This window comes from Pseudomonas sp., assembly GCF_030690725.1.
Classification (GTDB): Bacteria; Pseudomonadota; Gammaproteobacteria; order Pseudomonadales; family Pseudomonadaceae; genus Aquipseudomonas.
The window spans coordinates 232,050-250,271 of record NZ_JAUYGD010000033.1 but is presented as its reverse complement, the minus strand read 5'-3'; the positions used below and the strand labels follow the sequence as shown (position 1 = coordinate 250,271).

Here is an 18,222-nt window from a genome sequence, read left to right as displayed (position 1 = left end):
CACATCTTCCAGCTCGTTCGGATAGACGTTGAAGCCGGACACCAGAATCATGTCCTTCTTGCGGTCGACGATACGCATGTAACCGTCTTCCTGGATCACCGCGATGTCGCCGGTCTTCAACCAGCCTTCGGCGTCGAGGATTTCGTCGGTGGCGTCCTGACGCTGCCAGTAGCCCTTCATCACCTGCGGGCCTTTGACGCACAGCTCGCCAATCGAACCCAGCGGCTGCTCGACGCCTTCATCGTCGATCACCTTGCACACTGTCGATGGAACCGGAATACCGATGGTGCCGATCTGGATATTGCTGAACGGGTTGACCGAGGCCACCGGGCTGGTTTCGGTCATGCCGAAGCCTTCGCAGATCGAGCAACCAGTCACCTGCTTCCAACGCTCGGCGGTCGCCAGTTGCAGCGCCATACCGCCGGAGAAGGTGGCCTTCAGGGTGGAGAAGTCCAGCTTGCGGAAGTCCTCGTTGTTGCACAGGGCAACGAACAGAGTGTTGAGGCCGACAAAACCGGTGAACTTGTACTTGGCCAGGTCTTTGGTCATCGCCGGCAGATCACGCGGGTTGGTGATCAGCACGTTGTGCCCACCAATCAGCATCATTGCCATGCAATGGAAGGTGAAGGCGTAGATGTGGTACAGCGGCAACGGCGCGATCAGCACTTCGTTGCCTTCGCTCATTTCCGAGCCCATCAGCGCCTGGACTTGCAACATGTTGGCGATCAGGTTGCGATGGGTAAGCATCGCGCCCTTGGCCACACCAGTGGTGCCGCCGGTGTATTGCAGCACGGCGATATCGCCATTGCTCGGCGTAGCTTCCTTGACCGACTGGCCACGGCCTTTGGCCATGGCGGCGGTGAATTTGACGGCTTGCGGCAGGTTGTAGGCCGGCACCATCTTCTTCACATGCTTGACCACAGTGTTGACCAGCAGGCGCTTGAGCGGCGAGAGCATGTCACCGACTTCGGTGATGATGACAGTCTTGATCCCGGTTTTCGGCAGGACTTGCTCGGCCAGATGGGCCATGTTGGCCAGGCTGACCAGGGCCTTGGCGCCGGAATCGTTGAATTGGTGTTCCATTTCCCGCGCGGTGTAGAGCGGATTGGTGTTGACCACCACCAGACCGGCACGCAAGGCACCGAAGACAACAACCGGATACTGCAGCACGTTGGGCAGTTGCACGGCGATTCGGTCGCCAGGCTGCAAGTCGGTGTTCTGCTGCAAGTAAGCGGCAAAAGTGCCGGACAACTCGTACAGCTCACCATAGGTAATGGTTTTACCCATATTGCTGAAAGCTGGCTTGTCGGCGAAGCGTTGGCAGGACTCTTTCAGTACCGCCTGGATGTTCGGGTACTGGTCAGGATTGATTTCGGCAGCAATCCCAACGGGATACTTATCCTTCCAAAAGTTTTCGGTCATGGAAGCCCACTCCTCAGCAACAGCTTGATCTTCACCGCGCGTAGACGGTTGTTTATTGTAGATTTGCGTGTTTTCTGCGACTTAAACGGCAAAAAAATTGCCGGGAGCAATTTTTGACGTCGCACAGCGACGGCCCAGAAAGGGTGGTCGCCATGGATGGCGGATCACAAAAAAGCCGCCCGAGAGTAGCAGCTTTGCCAAACAGCGACTAGCACCAATAAGCGCCGCAGCAGTCACAAAAGTGACCAAGCATCAACACTTGGTCATTTCTATAATTTCGCTGAAACCGGCGAGCTATAGGCGTTGCGCAGTAACGGAAGGGATTTCAGCGCATCCGCAGTTAAAGCTGCGGTATGCGCTGAAACAGTCACTGCCTTCAATCGATCAGGCGATATCGCGCAGCTCGCGACGCAGAATCTTGCCTACCGGCGTCATCGGCAGGGCGTCGCGGAAGACAATCTGCTTGGGCACCTTGTAACCGGTGAAATTCTCCTTGCAGTAAGCCTTCAGCTCATCGGCGCTGAGGCTGCTGTCGCGGGCCACCACGAACAGCTTGACCGCTTCCCCGGACTTCTCGTCCGGCACACCGATGGCCGCGCAGCTGGCGACTTTCGGGTGGGCCATAACCACGTCTTCAATCTCGTTGGGGTACACGTTAAAACCCGAGACGATGATCATGTCCTTCTTGCGGTCGACGATGCGCACAAAGCCATCCGGGTCGATCACCGCCACGTCACCACTCTTGAACCAACCCTCGGCGTCCAGCACCTCGGCGGTGGCTTCTTCGCGGTTCCAGTAGCCCTTCATCACCTGCGGGCCCTTGATGCACAGCTCGCCGCGCTCGCCCAGCGACTGCTCGACGCCATCATCATCGATGACCTTGAACGCCGTGCCCGGCACCGGAATACCCACAGTACCCAGACGCGCCTTGTCGCCATAGGGGTTGGTACTGGCCACCGGGCTGGTTTCGGTCAGGCCATAGCCTTCGACCACGGTGCAGCCAGTCATCGCCTGCCAGCGCTCGGCCGTGGCCTTGACCAGGGCGGTGCCGCCGGAGTTGGTGACCTTGAGCTTGGAGAAATCCAGTTTCTGGAACTCGGGATTATCCATCAGCGCGACAAACAGAGTGTTAAGGCCCAGCAGCGCGGAGAACTGCCACTTGCCCAGCTCCTTGACGAAGCCTGGAATGTCGCGCGGATTGGTGATCAGTACGTTGTGGTTACCGTTGACCATCATGCACATGCAGTTCGCGGTGAAGGCATAGATATGGTAGAGCGGCAGCGGCGCGATCATGATTTCCTGGCCCTGCTTCATCAGCGGGGTGCCATCGTTGCCCAGCTGCGACAGGCAGGCATCAACCTGCAGCATATTGGCCACCAGGTTGCCGTGGGTGAGCATCGCGCCCTTGGCCACGCCGGTGGTGCCGCCGGTGTATTGCAGCACGGCGATGTCTTCCTGACCGACCTTGACCGGCTTAAGCGCGTGGCCATGGCCCTGCTTGAGCGCATCCTTGAAGCCCACCGCCTGCGGCAGCTGGTAGTCAGGCACCATCTTCTTGACCTTCTTCACCACGGTGTTGACCAGCCAGCCTTTCAGGCTCGGCAGCATGTCACCCATCTTGGCTTCGATCAGGTAATCGATCTCGGTATCCGGCAGCACGTCCTGCACCAGCTTGCCGAACATATTCAAGTACACCAGCGCGCGTACGCCGGCATCCTTGAACTGGTGGCGCATCTCGCGGGCGGTGTACAGCGGGTTGGTGTTGACCACAATCAGCCCGGCGCGCATGGCGCCGAACACGGCAATCGGGTACTGCAGCACGTTGGGCATCTGCACAGCGATGCGCTCGCCCGGCTGCAGGTCAGTGTGTTTTTGCAGGTAGGCGGCAAAGGCCGCCGAGAGCCGATCCAGCTCGGCATAGGTCAGGGTTACGCCCAGGTTGCTGAAGGCGGGCCGGTCGGCGAACTTCTTGCACGAGCGCTCGAACACCTCAATCACCGACTTGTAAGTCCCCAGGTCGATGTCATTGGGTACGCCGGCCGGGCGTTTGTCGCTCCAGAAATCAGGCTGCATTATTTTTATCCTCTTGCCCTGAGATGGTCTGATCCGCGCTGCGGAGTTGGCTGGAAGTTAACAGCTAACGCCAAACAGGCAAATAGCCGGGCAGCGTCATTGACGCACTGAATCTTACCGCTCCGTGTGGAACTATCCTGCCGCGCCGCCTATAACCAATCTGCACCCTGCGCTGACGGCTCCCCATGCCAATCGTTCTATTCGCTGCAACATTACTGTTTCTTTTCGCGCAATCGGCGCAGGCCGAACCACAGCTGCGCATGGCCACTCTGGAATACCCGCCCTACAGCTCCGAACACCTGGCGGATGGCGGCAGCATCGTCGCCCTGACCCGCCGCGCCTTTGCCGTGCGCGGCTATCAGGTACAGATCGACTTTTTGCCCTGGGCGCGGGTGCGCGTGGAGTTGGGCAACGGCAACTACCAGGGCGCACTGGCGCTGTGGCCCAAGGAGATCAATGAGGAAGGCCTGCAGCCCTCGCGCCCGCTGTTCTACAGCGAGCTGGGGTTGTTTATCCGCGACGGCTATCCGCTGCAGTTCAACCAGCTGCAGGAACTGCGCGGCAAAACCCTGGGCATCGTGCGCGGTTACGGTTACCCGCAGCATATTCTCGACGCTGGGCTGACGCTTGAAGACGCCGTGGACGACATCAGCAACCTGCGCAAACTCAATGCCCGACGCTTCGACATGGTGCTGCTCGAACGCATCGTCGGTAACCACCTGATCGCCAACGATGAGCAGCTGCGTGGCAAGCTCAGCTGGCACGGCAATGTGCTCGAGCGCATCCCACTGCTGGTCGGCTTTGTTCCCGCCAAGCCCGGCGAGCCGGACTGGAGCGCCGTGTTTGAACAGGGCCTGCGCGACCTGCACAGCAGCGGCGAATATATGCAGATACTGCGCGAGCATAATCGTTGAACCCGTGCGGACTTTGCGCCGCGCCGTGCGGGGTGCACAATGCGCAGCTTCTGCAGGCTTAAGGGATTCGCCATGCTCCACCAAGCGTTCTGGCTCAACAGCACCGATGCAGCGCCCCTCTTTGTCAACCGTTGGTATACCGAACAGCCGCCCAAGGCGTTGCTGATGGTGGCTCACGGCATGGCCGAACACAGCGGGCGTTATGCACGCCTGGCGGAAGCGCTGGTGGCGCAAGGCTTCGAGGTGTATGCGCACGACCAGCGCGGGCATGGCAAAACCGCCGAACACGGCCTGCTCGGCCACTATGCCGACAGCAAGGGCTGGGAACTGGTGGTCAATGACCTGGCCAACCTCAACCACCATATGCGCCAGACCCATCCGCAAACGCCGATTTTCCTGCTCGGCCACAGCATGGGCAGCTACATTGCTCAGGCCTACCTGATGCAGCACAGCTGCAGCCTGCAGGGCGCGATTCTTTCTGGCTCCAACTACCAGCCCGTGGCGTTGTACCGCGTCGGCCAGTTGCTGGCCCGCTTCGAGCGCTGGCGACAAGGCCCGCAGGGGCGCAGCGCCCTGCTCGAATTCGCCTCGTTCGGCTCATTTAACAAAGCCTTCAAGCCCAACCGCACCGCCTTCGACTGGCTGAGCCGCGACCCGCTGGAAGTCGACAAGTACATCAATGACCCGCTGTGCGGCTTCCGCTGCAGCAACCAGCTGTGGGTCGACCTGCTCGGCGGCCTGCAGCAGATCACCCCATTGCACAACCTCGCTCAGATCGACAACAGCCTGCCGCTGCTGGTGATTGGCGGCGCCTGTGACCCGGTCAGCGACGGCCATCGTCAGCAAGACCTGGGCAATGCCCTGCAAGCCGCCGGCAACCCACATGTGCAGATAAAAATTTATCCGGACGCCCGTCACGAGTTGCTCAACGAGAGCAACCGCGACGACGTGACCGCCTACATCATCGACTGGTTGCAACAGGCCCTTAGCCAACCGCGCCAGCGCCACCTACAGAGCCAAGAGAGTCACCCATGAGCCAAAGCAGCAACACGCCCTACGACGCCCTCGAAGTCGGCCAGACCGCCAGCTACAGCAAGACCGTCAGCGAACGCGATATCCAGCTGTTTGCCGAAGTCTCCGGCGACCACAACCCGGTGCACCTGGATGCCGAATACGCCGCTACCACCATGTTCAAGGAGCGTATCGCTCACGGCATGTTCAGCGGTGCACTGATCAGCGCCGCCGTGGCCTGCGAGCTGCCTGGCCCGGGCACCATCTATATCGGCCAGAGCATGCGCTTTACCGCACCGGTAAAACTCGGCGACACCCTCACCGTGCGCCTGGAAATTCTGGAAAAGCTGCCGAAATTCCGCGTGCGCGTGGCTACCCGCGTGTTCAACCAGAACGATGAGCTGGTGGTCGATGGCGAAGCGGAAATCCTCGCCCCGCGCAAGGCACAGACCGTTGAACTGACTAAGCTGCCGCCAATCACCATCGGCTAAGAACCTACTTCGGATCGGCTGCGCGTCGGTGAGATCCGAAACACGTTCTAAGCTTGCTCCTTCAAGTCACCGCCGCCGATTGCGGCGGTGCACTGCCCTTCTACACACTCGCGCCCGGGCAATCCGGTTCGGCGCTTCTGGAGATACCCATGTCCCTGTCCATGTACCAAGCATCCATCCCGGTCTTCACCCGCCAGCTGAACAACCTGTCGACCATCCTCGGCATCGCTGCCGCCCACGCCGAAGAGAAGAAGATCGAGCAGAGCGTATTTCTCAACGCGCGCCTGGCACCCGATATGTTCCCACTGAGCCGTCAGGTACAGATCGCCTGCGACGGCGCCAAAGCTGGCGCTGCGCTGCTGGCTGAAGTAGAAGCACCGAGCCATGCCGACGACGAAACCAGCTTCGCCGAACTGCAAGCGCGCATCGCTAAAACCCTGAGCTTTCTGCAAGGCCTGAGCGCTGCGCAGATCGACGGCAGCGAAGCACGCACCGTAACCCTCAAGCGCCGCGACAAGGAAACCCACTTCCAGGGCCAAGCCTTCCTGCTCGATCACGTGCTGCCGAACTTCTACTTCCACCTCACCACCGCCTACGCGATCCTGCGCCATAACGGCGTCAATATCGGCAAGCGCGACTTCCTGGGTACCCGCTAAGTAACTCTGCGCCTTAAAGCCGCGCCCACTGCCCATCGCCCCGATGGGCCTGCAGGTGCGGCAACACCGCCGCCAGCAAGGGTTCTTTGAACGCTTCCTGAAAGCGGTGGGCAAGACCGGGGATCAGTCTCAATTCGCTGTTTTTGATATGCGCCGCCACATGCACGCCGTGCATCACCGGCAGCAGCGGATCGGCCGTGCCATGCACCACCAGGGTTGGCACGCGCAGACGGTTAAGCAACTCGACCCGGCTCGGTTCCGCCAGAATCGCCAACAACTGCCGTTGCACGCCTTCCGGGTTGAACGCCCGGTCATAGGCGATTTGCGCCTGTTGCAGCAGTAACTGCCGGTCATCGCTGACCGTCGGGCTGCCCAGCGCCGCCAGTAGGTCGGCCTGCTGCTCTAGCGCTATCGCTCGGTTAGGCGCTTCACGTTTGGCCAGCAGACTCAGCAGCGCGCTGCTTGGCGCCGGCAGACCCTGAGCACCGGAGCTGGTCATGATCAAGGTCAGGCTCTGCACCCGCTCAGGTGCAAGGTCCGCCATATGCTGGGCGATCATTCCGCCCATGCTCGCCCCAAGCACGTGAACCTCACGCACGGCCAATGCATCCAGCAAGCCCAGGGCGTCCTTAGCCATATCGCGCAGCCCATAGGGCGCGGCCACCGACAGACCGAGGCGATAACGCAGTGCTTCATAGGTCAGATTGATTTCTGGCGCGTTGCCAGCCCATGCGCTCAGCCCAACATCGCGGTTATCGAAGCGGATCACCCGAAAGCCCTGCTCACACAGGCGAGCCACCACTTCATCCGGCCAGTGGATCAGCTGTCCGCCCAGGCCCATCACCAGCAGCAGAGCCGGATCACTGTCGCGGCCAATGCTCTGGTACGCCAGACGCACCTCGCCCACATCCGCCGTGTGCGTCGGCACCTGAATATCACAACGCTGCGCCGCAAAAACCGGCAGGCCGCACAACAGTGCAGCGAGAAGAATCAACCCACGCATAACATCACCCAGACCCGGGACAGCAGAACGCAGCACCCCATTAAGACGCGAGTGTGGTGATGTTTGTGCAAGCGCGCTGCCACACAAGCGTGACAGTTTGATGAAGGGAGACGAGCGGTCTCCCTATCACGACAAGAAGCGCCAACTAAAGCCCCTGCCACAGCTGATCAGAACCGTGGGAGGGGCTTTAGCCGCGACAGAATGCTATCAGGCCAGCTCGGTGCGCAACTGCCGTGCGGCAGACACCATATTGATCAACGCCGCCTCAGTCTCCGGCCAGGCGCGGGTTTTCAGGCCGCAGTCCGGGTTGACCCACAGGCGCTCGGCGGGAATACGCTGGGCGGCCTTGCGCAGCAACTTGACCATCTCGCTGCTATCCGGCACCCGTGGCGAGTGGATGTCATAGACGCCGGGGCCAATATCGTTGGGGTAGTCGAAGCGCTCGAAGGCTTCCAGCAGCTCCATGTCCGAACGCGAGGTTTCGATGGTGATCACGTCGGCATCCATGGCGGCGATGGACTCAATCACATCATTGAACTCGCTGTAGCACATATGGGTGTGGATCTGCGTCTCGTCACGCACGCCCGAGGCGCACAGGCGGAAGGCCTCGGTGGCCCAGCTCAGGTAGCCCTGCCACTGCGCCTGACGCAGCGGCAAACCTTCACGGAAGGCGGCTTCGTCGATCTGGATGATTTTGATGCCGGCCGTTTCCAGGTCCACCACCTCGTCACGAATCGCCAGGGCCAACTGCCGCGCCTGCTGCTCGCGGGAAATATCGTCACGCGGGAAAGACCACATCAGCATGGTCACCGGGCCGGTCAGCATGCCCTTCATCACCTTGCGGGTAAGGGTTTGCGCGTAGCCGATCCAGGCCACGGTCATGGCTTTCGGCCGGCTCAAGTCGCCATAGATCAGCGCCGGCTTGACGCAGCGCGAGCCGTAGCTCTGCACCCAGCCGAAACGGGTAAAGGCATAGCCATCAAGCTGCTCGGCAAAGTACTCGACCATGTCATTGCGCTCGGCTTCGCCATGTACCAGCACATCCAGGCCGAGGTTTTCCTGCACTTCGACAGCATGACGGATTTCGCTGTGCATGGCCTCGGTGTAGTCACTCACCGACTGTTTGCCGGCCTTGAACGCCTGGCGTGCCAGGCGGATCGACGCAGTCTGCGGAAACGAGCCGATGGTAGTGGTCGGGAAGGCAGGCAACTGCAGACGTGCGCGCTGCTGCTCGATACGCGTAGCAAACGGCGACTGACGCTGGCTGTCGGCAGCGCTAATGGCCGCCAGACGCGCCTGCACCGCCGGTTTATGGATGCGTGGTGATTGCGCGCGGCTGGCCTGCACGGCTTGGCTTGCCGCCAGTGCGGCCTGCACCTGGGCGTTCTGCGGGTCATTCAGGGCGGTGGTCAGCAGTGCGACCTCCTCACACTTCTGCACAGCAAAGGCCAGCCAGCTTTTCAGCTCGGCATCCAGCTGGTCTTCGCGGTTCAGGTCGACCGGGCTGTGCAACAACGAGCAGCTTGGCGCCACCCACAGGCGCTCGCCCAAGCGTTCCTGAGCCTGCTGCAAAACCGTAAGGGCCTGCTGCAGGTCGGTTCGCCAGACGTTGCGGCCGTTGACCACACCCAGCGACAACATCTTGTAGGCCGGCAAACGGTCGAGAATGGTGGGGAACTGCTCGGGCGCACGCACCAAGTCGATATGCAGGCCATCCACCGGCAGGCTGGCGGCTAGGCCGAGATTGTCTTCCAGGCCGGCGAAATAGGTGGCGATGAGTTTCTTGCCGGGCTCGCGCTGCAGCAGGTTGTAGGCACGTTCGAAAGCATTCTTCCAGGCTTGCGGCAGGTCCAGCACCAGAATCGGCTCATCAATCTGCACCCATTCCACGCCCTGAGCGGCCAGGCGCTGGAGGATTTCGCCGTAGACCGGCAGCAAACGCTCCAGCAGGTCGAGACGATCAAACTCGCTGCCCTTGGCTTTGCCCTGCCATAGGTAGGTCAGCGGGCCGATCAGTACCGGTTTGACCCGGTGGCCCAGGGCGTGGGCTTCTTCGACTTCCTCGAACAGTTGCTCCCAGCTCAACTGGAACTGCTGATCAGCGGTAAATTCAGGGACCAGGTAGTGGTAGTTGGTGTCGAACCACTTGGTCATCTCCTGGGCATGGGCACCGCCGCAGCAGCTATTACTGACACCGCGCGCCATGCCGAACAAAGTATCCAGGGTCGGCTTGCCGTCTGCCGGGCGAAAGCGCTCGGGGATCACGCCGAAGCTCAGCGAGTGCGTCAGCACCTGGTCGTACCAGGCGAAGTCACCGACGGGTAGCAGATCAATGCCGGCGTCCTTCTGTAGTTGCCAGTGGGCGGCGCGCAGCTCGCGGCCAACCGCTTGCAGGCCGGCTTGATCCAGCTCGCCTTTCCAGTAGGCCTCCAGGGCTTTTTTCAGTTCACGGTCGCGACCGATACGCGGAAAACCAAGGGAATGGGACAGGGCCATGTCAGAACGCTCCAGCAGATCAATAAGATGCTGGCTATTCTCGGCACCCCGCCTAAGTGAGACAAACTCAATCTATTCGCCTTGAACTATAGTTTTATTCATGTAGGGTGGATGGCGCTTTATCCATCCACCACCGCCTGTGTTTGCCAATGGTGGATGAAAACAGCGTCATCCACCCTACCCTCCCGCCGAGGCCCGCCATGCTCGAATTGCGCCACCTAAAAACCCTGCACGCCCTGCGCGAAAGTGAAAGCCTGGTGGACGCCGCCGAGCGCCTGCACCTGACCCAATCAGCGCTGTCGCATCAGTTCAAGGAGCTGGAAGAGCGCCTGGGCATGCCGCTATTCGTGCGCAAGACCAAGCCAGTGCGCTTTACCAGCGCCGGCCTGCGCCTGCTACAGCTGTCCGACACGGTGTTGCCGCTGCTGCGCGGCGCCGAGCGTGACCTGGCGCGCCTGGCCGGCGGCACTGCCGGCCGCCTGCATATGGCCATCGAGTGCCACAGCTGCTTCCAGTGGCTGATGCCGACCATCGACCAGTTCCGCGATGCCTGGCCGGAAGTGGAGCTGGACCTGGCCTCGGGTTTCTCCTTCGCCCCGCTGCCGGCCTTGGCCCGTGGCGATCTGGATCTGGTAGTAACCAGCGATCCGCTGGAGCTGGCCGGCATCACCTATGTGCCGCTGTTTACCTATGAGGCGATGTTGGCCGTAGCCAATCAGCATCCGCTGGCCAGCAAACCGTGCATCAAGCCGCAGGACCTGGCCACGGAAACCCTGATCACCTACCCGGTGGAACGCGATCGCCTGGACATCTTCACCCGTTTTCTCGAACCGGCGGATGTCGAACCCGCCCAGGTGCGCACCTCCGAGCTGACGGTGATGATGATGCAGCTGGTGGCCAGCGGCCGTGGCGTGTGCGGCCTGCCCAACTGGGCGCTGCACGAATACAGCTCGCGCGGTTATGTGACCGCCAAGCGCCTGGGCGACAAGGGGCTGTTTGCCACCCTGTATGCCGGCATCCGCACCGACATGCTCGATGCGCCTTTTATGCGCGACTTCCTGCTGACGGCCAAAGACACCTCCTTCGCCAATCTGGAAGGCGTCAGCGTGGCACGCGGCTAAGCTTGCATAACCCGCCGCCTGAATATCGAGCACCGCATGCGCCGTTTGCTCACCGCTCTGCTGCTCTGTGCCGGTCTCTGCCAGCCCGCACATAGCCAGGAACAGATCCGCATCGCCATCGGCGAATGGCCACCCTTTATCGGTGAAGCGCTGCCGCACTATGGCGTGGTGCCGCAGCTGATCAACGAAGCCTTTGCCACCCAGGGCGTCAGCGTGGAATACGGTTTCTTCCCGTGGAAGCGCGCCTACACCGAGGTTAAGCAGGGTCGCTGGCAAGCCTCGGCCATCTGGGGCCGCACGCCGGAGCGCGAGGCTGACTGCCTGTTTTCCGCGGTGGTGTATCGCGATGAAGTGGTGCTGTTCTACCGCCGCGACAAACCCATCAGCTGGGACGGCAGCCTGGCCGGGGCCGAGCAGCTCAATGGTCTGCGCATCGGCATTCCACTGGGCTCGGCGAAGATGCCGATGCTGGAACAAGCCGAACAGCGTGGCTGGGTAGAGTACGAAGCCAGCGGAGATGAGCTGATCAACCTGCGCAAACTGGCCGCCGGGCGCATCGATGCAGTGGACATCGTCAAAGGCTCGGGCAGCCATGTGCTCAGCCAGCTCAGCGCCAAGGAGCGGGCGCGCCTGACCACCACGCAAACCTATGAAACCTGGGACTACCACCTGATCTTCTCCCGCCAGTTGCCCGAGAGCGAACGCCTGCAGCAACTGTTCGACCAGGGCCTGCGTGAGCTGAAAGACAACGGCCGTTACGCGCAACTCTGGCAACAGTTCAACTCGCCCACCACCCCCTGAAACCCTATCGGATCGAGCCCCGGCAAAGCCTGTTACATCTGCCGACTTGTTCATCGTGACCAACAGTCATAGCATGACCACCGGTCACGACTTCCGATAAATGCCCATGCGCTACCAAGATCAGCTGTTCGAACAACGCGAAATTGCCCTCCTCGATGCCGCCCGTCAGCTGTTTGCCGAGCAGCCCTGGGACCGCGTAACCATTGCCGAAGTGGCGATTGCCGCCGGTATCGGCAAAGGCACGGTGTACAAGCACTTCCCCAGCAAGGAAGCGCTGTATGCGCGTCTGGTGCTTGATCTGAGCCGCGCCAACCTGCTGGAACTGCGCGAGCTGCATGCCGCCAGCCCAGCGCAGGACGCCATGCGCCGGGTGATCCACCGCGCCTTCCAGCAGATGCTGGCCAACCCGATCCAGGCGCAGCTGTGCTTGCACTGCGACCGCCCGGAGTTTCAGGAGCGCCTGGAAACCCCATACCGCCAGCAGTTCCTCGATATGGAGCGCGAATACCAGCTGTTCTTCGGCGACATGCTCGGCGTCGCGCTGAACAACCAGGCGCTGAGCCAGAGCGACTGTCAGAACCTGTTGTGGGGCGTGGAAGCCTGCGTCAACGGGGTAATGGCACGCATCGCCTCCGGTGGCTTTGCCCACTGGGCCGAGCCGATTGCCCTGGATGACTATTTCGCCCGCGTCACCGATTTCATCATTGCCGGCCTGCGCACCCAGGCCGCCGACTTGCTTGCTCAACCCCATCGCCACGAGTAGCCACCATGTTCAGTCAGCTGTCCAAACGCCCCTGGTTGATCGCCGTCGCCATCAGTCTGCTGCTCGTGCTCTGGCTGATCAGCGGTTCGCTGTTCAAGACTCAGGAAGCCGCCACGGCCGATGCGCCGGCAGAAAAAAAGAGCCTGACCAAGGTTGAAGTGCAGTGGCTGGAAGCCAGCCCGATGCAGCGCCAGCATGTGGTGCAGGGGCAGATCGAAGCCTGGCGCCGGGTTGAGTTGCGCTCGCAGATCAGCGGTACGGTGACGCGCCTGGATCAGGACAAGGGCAACCCGGTCAAGCAAGGCCAGCTGCTGCTCAGCCTGTCCACGGACAACCGCCCGGCCCAGGTGGCCAAGGGTGAAGCCGATGTACGTCAGCGCGCCGCCGATGCCAGCGCTGCCGAACGCCTGCGTGAACGCAACATGATTTCCGTCAACGAACTGATCCGCCTGCAGAGCGAGCTGGCCAAGGCCCGCGCCGAGCTGGACCTGGCGCGTATTCAGCTGAGCAATACACAGATCAGCGCGCCCTTTGCCGGGGTGTATGACCAGCGCATGGTCGAGCTGGGCGACTTCGTCCAGCCTGGGCAGAGCCTGTTGACCCTGGTGGACATCAGCCAGCTCAAGGTCAGCGCGCAGATCGCCCAGCAGGAAGTCACTCAACTGACCCTGGGCCAGAGCGTGCGCGTCGAGTTGCTCGATGGCCGCGAACTGCAAGGCGAGCTGCACTTTATCGCCGCCGCCGCCGACCCTGGCTCACGCAGCTTCCGTATCGAGGTCAAGGTTGCCAACCCACAGGCCCTGCGCCTGGCGGGCGCCAGCGCGACCCTGCATGTACAGACCGGCGAAGCCCTGGCCCATCGCCTGTCACCGGCCCTGCTGAGCCTGGATAAAGCCGGCCGACATGGCGTCAAGTGGGTCAACGAGCAGCAGCAGGTGGAGTTCACTCCCGTGCAGCTGATCAGCGTCGACAACCAGGGCGCCTGGGTCAGCGGTTTGCCCAACCGGGTGGCGTTGATCACCCTCGGCCAGGGCTTTGTCGAACCGGGCCAGCAGGTCATCAGCCAGCTGGCCAAAGGGGGTAGCTGATATGCATGGTCTGATCGCTGCGGCGCTGGATCGCAGCCGCACCAGCCTGTTGTTGCTGCTGTTTCTTATGCTCGGCGGCCTGGCGGCGTATTTCGCCATCCCCAAGGAAGCCAACCCGGATGTCAGTATCCCGATCATCTATGTCTCGGTAACCCTCGAAGGCATCAGCCCGGAAGACGCCGAACGCCTGCTGGTAAGGCCCCTGGAGCAGGAGCTGCGCAGCCTCGAAGGGGTCAAGGAAATGCGCTCCATGGCCAGCGAAGGCCATGCCTCGGTAACCATGGAGTTCGATGCCGGTTTCAACGCCAAGCTGGCCCTGGCCGATGTACGTGAAAAGGTCGACACCGCCCGCAGCAAGCTGCCGGAAGAAGCCGAGGAGCCCACGGTCAATGAAGTCAACGTGGCGCTGTTTCCGGTGCTGTCGATTGGCCTGTCCGGGCCGATTGCCGAAACCGAACTGGTGTACATCGCCCGGCGTCTGAAAGAGAACGTCGAAGGTATCGCCGAGGTGCTGTCGGTGGAAATCGGTGGCGACCGCGAAGACCTGCTGGAAATCGTCGTCGACCCGCAAGTGCTCGACAGCTACGGCATCGACTACAACGAACTGTTCAACCTGGTCAGCCGCAACAACCGCCTGGTCGCCGCCGGCAGCCTGGACACCGGCGCCGGGCGCATGAGCATGAAAGTGCCCGGGGTAATCGAAGACCTCGAAGACGTGCTGACCATGCCGATCAAGGTGGTCGGCAACAGCGTGGTGACTTTCGGCGACGTCGCCACCATCCACCGCACCTTCAAGGACCCTACCGGCTACGCGCGGATCAATGGCCAGCCGGCAGTAGTGCTGGAGGTGTCCAAGCGCAGCGGCGCGAACATCATCGACACCATCGAGCAGGTCAAGGCGCTGATGGTCAAAGCCCAGCCGCTGCTGCCCGAAGGCCTCAAGGTCAGCTACATCATGGATCAGTCGCAGCAGGTGCAGAGCATGCTCAGCGACCTGCTCAACAACGTGATGACTGCCATCGTGCTGGTGCTGATTCTGGTGGTAGCGAGCATGGGCATGCGCTCGGCGCTATTAGTCGGACTGACCATTCCGGGGGCCTTTCTCACAGGCATCCTGCTGATCTGGATGCTCGGTTTCACCCTGAATATCGTCGTGTTGTTCAGCCTGATTCTGGTCGCCGGCATGCTGGTGGATGGCGCTATCGTGGTGTCTGAACTGGCCGACCGCTACCTGCACCAGGGGCAGACGCCGCGCCAAGCCTGGGCCAACGCCGCCACGCGAATGGCCTGGCCGGTGATCGCCTCCACCGCCACTACCCTGGTGGTGTTTCTGCCGCTGCTGTTCTGGCCGGGGGTGGTCGGGCAATTTATGAAATACCTGCCAGCCACAGTAATCGTTTGCCTGCTGGCATCCCTGGCCATGGCCCTGGTGTTTCTGCCGGTGCTCGGCGCCGTCACCGGTGGCCAACCGCTGCCGCAAGCGACGCAGCCTGGCCGTGGCGCCATCGGATATCGCCGCCTGCTCGCTACGTTGCTGAAACGTCCTGGGCTGACTCTGCTGGGCATTCTCGCGGTGATTGCGCTGATCTACACAGCCTATGGCCGCTTCAACCATGGCGTGGAGTTCTTCCCCGAAGTCGAACCGGAAAACGCACAGATCTGGCTGCGCGCCCGGGGCGACCTGTCGGTGCAGGAAAAAGACGCCCTGCTGCAACAGGTAGAAAAACGCCTGCTCGGCATGAGCGAGGTCAAGGCGCTGTACGCCCGTTCCCTGGCGCAACCAGACGGCCAGCTCGGTGCGGACGTGATCGGCACCCTGCAGTTCCAGTTCGTCGAATGGCATGAGCGGCGTTCGGCCGGCAAGATTCTCGAGGACATGAGCAGCCGTACTGCGGATATCCCCGGTATCGTCCTGGAGTTCCGCAAACAGGAGGAAGGCCCGAGCAGCGGCAAGCCGGTGAAACTGCAGGTCAGCTCGCTGGACCCGGCCAAGGCCGATCAGCTGATCGAACAGGTGCGCGCCAATATGCAACGCCTGGGTGGCTTCAAGGACATCGAGGATGACCGCGCCCTGCCGGGTATCGAATGGCGGGTCAAGGTCGACCGCGAGGCGGCCGCGCGTTTCGGCGCGGACGTGCTGAGCGTGGGCAATGCCGTGCAGATGGTCACCAACGGCCTGAAACTGGCCACCTACCGCCCGGAAGACGCCACCGACGAGGTGGATATCCGCGTGCGCCTGCCGGCCAACTGGCGCTCCCTCGACCAGCTCGGCCGCCTGACCCTGAACACCCCGGCCGGGCAGATTCCGCTGAGTAATTTCGTCTCGCTGCAACAGGCGCCGAAGGTCGGCACCCTGCGCCGGGTCGACGGTAACCGCACAATCACCCTACAGGCCGACATCGCCGAAGGCGCGCGCCTGGACGAGCGCCTGCAAGCCCTGCGCGAAGCCATGGGCGAGGTGCCCGTTGATGTGCAGGTGAAGTTCGCCGGCGAAGACGCCGACCAGCGTGAAGCCGCGACGTTCCTCGGCACTGCCTTTGCGGTGGCGATTTTCCTGATGTTTATCATCCTGGTGACGCAGTTCAACAGCATCTACCAGTCGCTGCTGGTGCTCTCGGCTATCGTCTTGTCCACCGCCGGAGTGCTGATGGGCTTGCTGGTTAACGGCCAGTCGTTCGGCATCGTCATGGTCGGCATGGGCCTGATTGCCCTGGCGGGCATCGTGGTGAACAACAACATCATCCTGATCGACACCTACAACCAGCTGCGCCGTCAGGGCCTGGAGCCGCGTGAAGCGGCGCTGGAAACCGGTAGCCTGCGTCTGCGCCCAGTACTGCTGACCGCCGTGACCACGGTCCTCGGCCTGGTGCCGATGGTGATCGGGGTTAACGTTGACCTGCTCACCCCAAGCCTGGGCTTTGGCGCGCCGTCGACCCAGTGGTGGACACAGCTGTCCAGCGCCATCGCTGGCGGCCTGAGCTTCGCCACCGTGCTGACCCTGCTACTGACGCCTTGCCTGCTGGTACTCGGCTCGCGTTTCGAACGTCGCCCGCCGCCGCTGGAAACCTTCGACGATGACCTGCTCGACTTGCCGGAACATCTGCTGGCCAGTGCCACCGGTAAGGTCGAGCTACAACGCACGCCCTAAGCTGTTTGCCCAGGTCTACAGTGGCCTGGGCAATGGCCCCCCCAACGAAAGCCTGGACTGCTGATTGCGACTGGGTAGTCGACCAAACAGCCCGTACACTCGGCGCATCATTGTCGAGGGCCCACCATGCGCACGCTTTATCAGTTCCCGATATCCCACTACTGCGAAAAAACCCGCTGGCACCTGGACCACAAGGGCCTCGATTTTCAGGTGGATAACCTCTTCCCCGGCCTGCATCGGCTGAAGAGTAAGCGCCTGGCCAATATCGTCACCCTGCCGATCCTCAAGGATGGCGAGCAGGTCATCGGCGACTCCACGCAGATCGCCCTGTACCTGGAGCAGCATTATCCAGAGCGTCCGCTGCTGCCGACCGACGCGGCACAACGCGCCGAGGTGCTGGAGCTGGAGGAACAGTTCGACCGCCTGGGCGTGCACATACGGCGCTGGCTATATGGTCAGATCAAGCAGTGGGACTCGGTGATGCACGCCATGCTCAAGGTCTACCGCCCATTGCTGGGCCTGCGCGACCTGATGAAGCCAGTACTAATCCAGGGTGTGCAGCGTCTGTACGGCGTGACCCCGCAGCGCGTGGCGAAATCCCAGGCAGAACTGCTCGAGGGCTTGGCGCTGATTGAATCGCGCATCCACGGCGACCCATCACGCTACCTGGTCGGTGAGCAACTGAGCCTGGCCGACATCAGCGCCGCCGCGCTGTTCGCCCCGTTGTTCACCCCCGCCGGCACGCCGTGGGCCGGTATCGCCGGGCACGATGCCAAGACCCAGGCCTTTCTCGATGAACTGCACGCCCATCCGGCAGGCCAGTGGGTACTGCGCCGCTATGCCGAAGACCGTCAGCGCCGCAGCTGAGTTGTTTGACTAAAGGACCCACAGCATGAACATCAGCGACATCCCCTTCGGCGTCACCGACTGGAACCAGATTGAGCGCAGCGAACATGCCGGCGAAACCGGCATGGCCTACTGGCGCACCCAGGTGTTTGGCAGCATCCGCGTACGCATGGTCGAGTACAGCGCCGGCTACCTGGCCGATCACTGGTGCCAGAAGGGCCACATCCTGCTGTGCCTGGAAGGCGAACTGCACACCGAGCTGGAAGATGGTCGGCGCTTTGTGATGACGGCCGGCATGAGCTATCAGGTAGCCGATCAGGCCGAGGCCCATCGCTCATCCACCACCAGCGGGGCACGGCTGTTTATCGTCGACTGAAGGCTTTATCAGG

General features: G+C 61.9%; 15 protein-coding genes. 11 read left to right on the top strand and 4 right to left on the bottom strand.

Translation table 11 applies throughout. The annotated features are described in order from the left end of the window. A partial coding sequence (locus Q8O69_RS07675) for an AMP-binding protein (protein WP_305590938.1) occupies window positions 1-1,422 on the bottom strand: 1,422 nt, incomplete at its 3' end. A 384-nt stretch (window positions 1,423-1,806) separates the two neighbouring features. Further along, window positions 1,807-3,495 (bottom strand): long-chain-fatty-acid--CoA ligase FadD2, encoded by a 1,689-nt coding sequence (gene fadD2 / locus Q8O69_RS07670; protein WP_305590936.1) that lies wholly within the window; start codon window positions 3,493-3,495, stop codon window positions 1,807-1,809. 185 nt (window positions 3,496-3,680) lie between these two features. On the opposite strand from fadD2, the gene Q8O69_RS07665 reads away from it, so the two are divergent. The 4 genes from Q8O69_RS07665 (at window position 3,681) to Q8O69_RS07650 (ending at window position 6,567) form a co-directional block, all read left to right on the top strand. Next, entirely contained in the window at window positions 3,681-4,409 is a 729-nt protein-coding gene (locus Q8O69_RS07665) for an ABC transporter substrate-binding protein (protein WP_305590934.1), read from the top strand. Between the two features lie 72 nt (window positions 4,410-4,481). Further along, entirely contained in the window at window positions 4,482-5,444 is a 963-nt protein-coding gene (locus tag Q8O69_RS07660) for an alpha/beta hydrolase (protein ID WP_305590932.1), read from the top strand. After that, complete coding sequence (locus Q8O69_RS07655; protein ID WP_305590930.1) at window positions 5,441-5,911, top strand: MaoC family dehydratase; 471 nt, start codon at window positions 5,441-5,443, stop codon at window positions 5,909-5,911. The genes Q8O69_RS07660 and Q8O69_RS07655 overlap by 4 nt, the downstream gene beginning before the upstream one ends. 149 nt (window positions 5,912-6,060) lie before the next feature. Beyond that, entirely contained in the window at window positions 6,061-6,567 is a 507-nt protein-coding gene (locus tag Q8O69_RS07650) for a DUF1993 family protein (RefSeq protein WP_305590928.1), read from the top strand. A 13-nt stretch (window positions 6,568-6,580) separates the two neighbouring features. On the opposite strand, the gene Q8O69_RS07645 is transcribed toward Q8O69_RS07650, so the two are convergent. Together Q8O69_RS07645 and metE are read right to left on the bottom strand one after the other, a co-directional pair. Next, on the bottom strand, window positions 6,581-7,570 hold the full coding sequence (locus Q8O69_RS07645) for an alpha/beta fold hydrolase (protein WP_305590927.1): 990 nt from the start codon (window positions 7,568-7,570) through the stop codon (window positions 6,581-6,583). Between the two features lie 207 nt (window positions 7,571-7,777). Next, window positions 7,778-10,066 carry a 5-methyltetrahydropteroyltriglutamate--homocysteine S-methyltransferase gene (gene metE / locus Q8O69_RS07640; RefSeq protein WP_305590925.1) on the bottom strand — a complete coding sequence of 763 codons (2,289 nt, stop codon included), beginning with the start codon at window positions 10,064-10,066 and terminating at the stop codon, window positions 7,778-7,780. Between the two features lie 200 nt (window positions 10,067-10,266). On the opposite strand from metE, the gene metR reads away from it, so the two are divergent. The 7 genes from metR (at window position 10,267) to Q8O69_RS07605 (ending at window position 18,209) form a co-directional block, all read left to right on the top strand. Then, window positions 10,267-11,187 carry a transcriptional regulator MetR gene (metR, locus tag Q8O69_RS07635; protein WP_108487605.1) on the top strand — a complete coding sequence of 307 codons (921 nt, stop codon included), beginning with the start codon at window positions 10,267-10,269 and terminating at the stop codon, window positions 11,185-11,187. A gap of 36 nt (window positions 11,188-11,223) precedes the next feature. Then, a complete protein-coding gene (locus Q8O69_RS07630) occupies window positions 11,224-11,988 on the top strand; it encodes an ABC transporter substrate-binding protein (protein WP_305590922.1) in 765 nt (254 codons plus the stop codon). Window positions 11,989-12,094: 106 nt separating this feature from the next. After that, the gene (locus tag Q8O69_RS07625) at window positions 12,095-12,751 is read left to right on the top strand and encodes a TetR/AcrR family transcriptional regulator (protein WP_305590920.1); all 657 of its coding nucleotides are present in this window, start codon (window positions 12,095-12,097) and stop codon (window positions 12,749-12,751) included. Window positions 12,752-12,756: 5 nt separating this feature from the next. Next, window positions 12,757-13,839 (top strand): efflux RND transporter periplasmic adaptor subunit, encoded by a 1,083-nt coding sequence (locus Q8O69_RS07620; RefSeq protein WP_305590918.1) that lies wholly within the window; start codon window positions 12,757-12,759, stop codon window positions 13,837-13,839. A 1-nt stretch (window position 13,840) separates the two neighbouring features. Beyond that, a complete protein-coding gene (locus Q8O69_RS07615) occupies window positions 13,841-16,987 on the top strand; it encodes an efflux RND transporter permease subunit (RefSeq protein WP_305590916.1) in 3,147 nt (1,048 codons plus the stop codon). 126 nt (window positions 16,988-17,113) lie between these two features. Further along, window positions 17,114-17,854, top strand: a complete 741-nt coding sequence (locus Q8O69_RS07610; RefSeq protein WP_305590914.1) for a glutathione S-transferase family protein — start codon at window positions 17,114-17,116, stop codon at window positions 17,852-17,854. 25 nt (window positions 17,855-17,879) lie between these two features. After that, a complete protein-coding gene (locus tag Q8O69_RS07605) occupies window positions 17,880-18,209 on the top strand; it encodes a DHCW motif cupin fold protein (protein ID WP_275961157.1) in 330 nt (109 codons plus the stop codon). The last annotated feature ends 13 nt before the right edge of the window (window positions 18,210-18,222 follow it).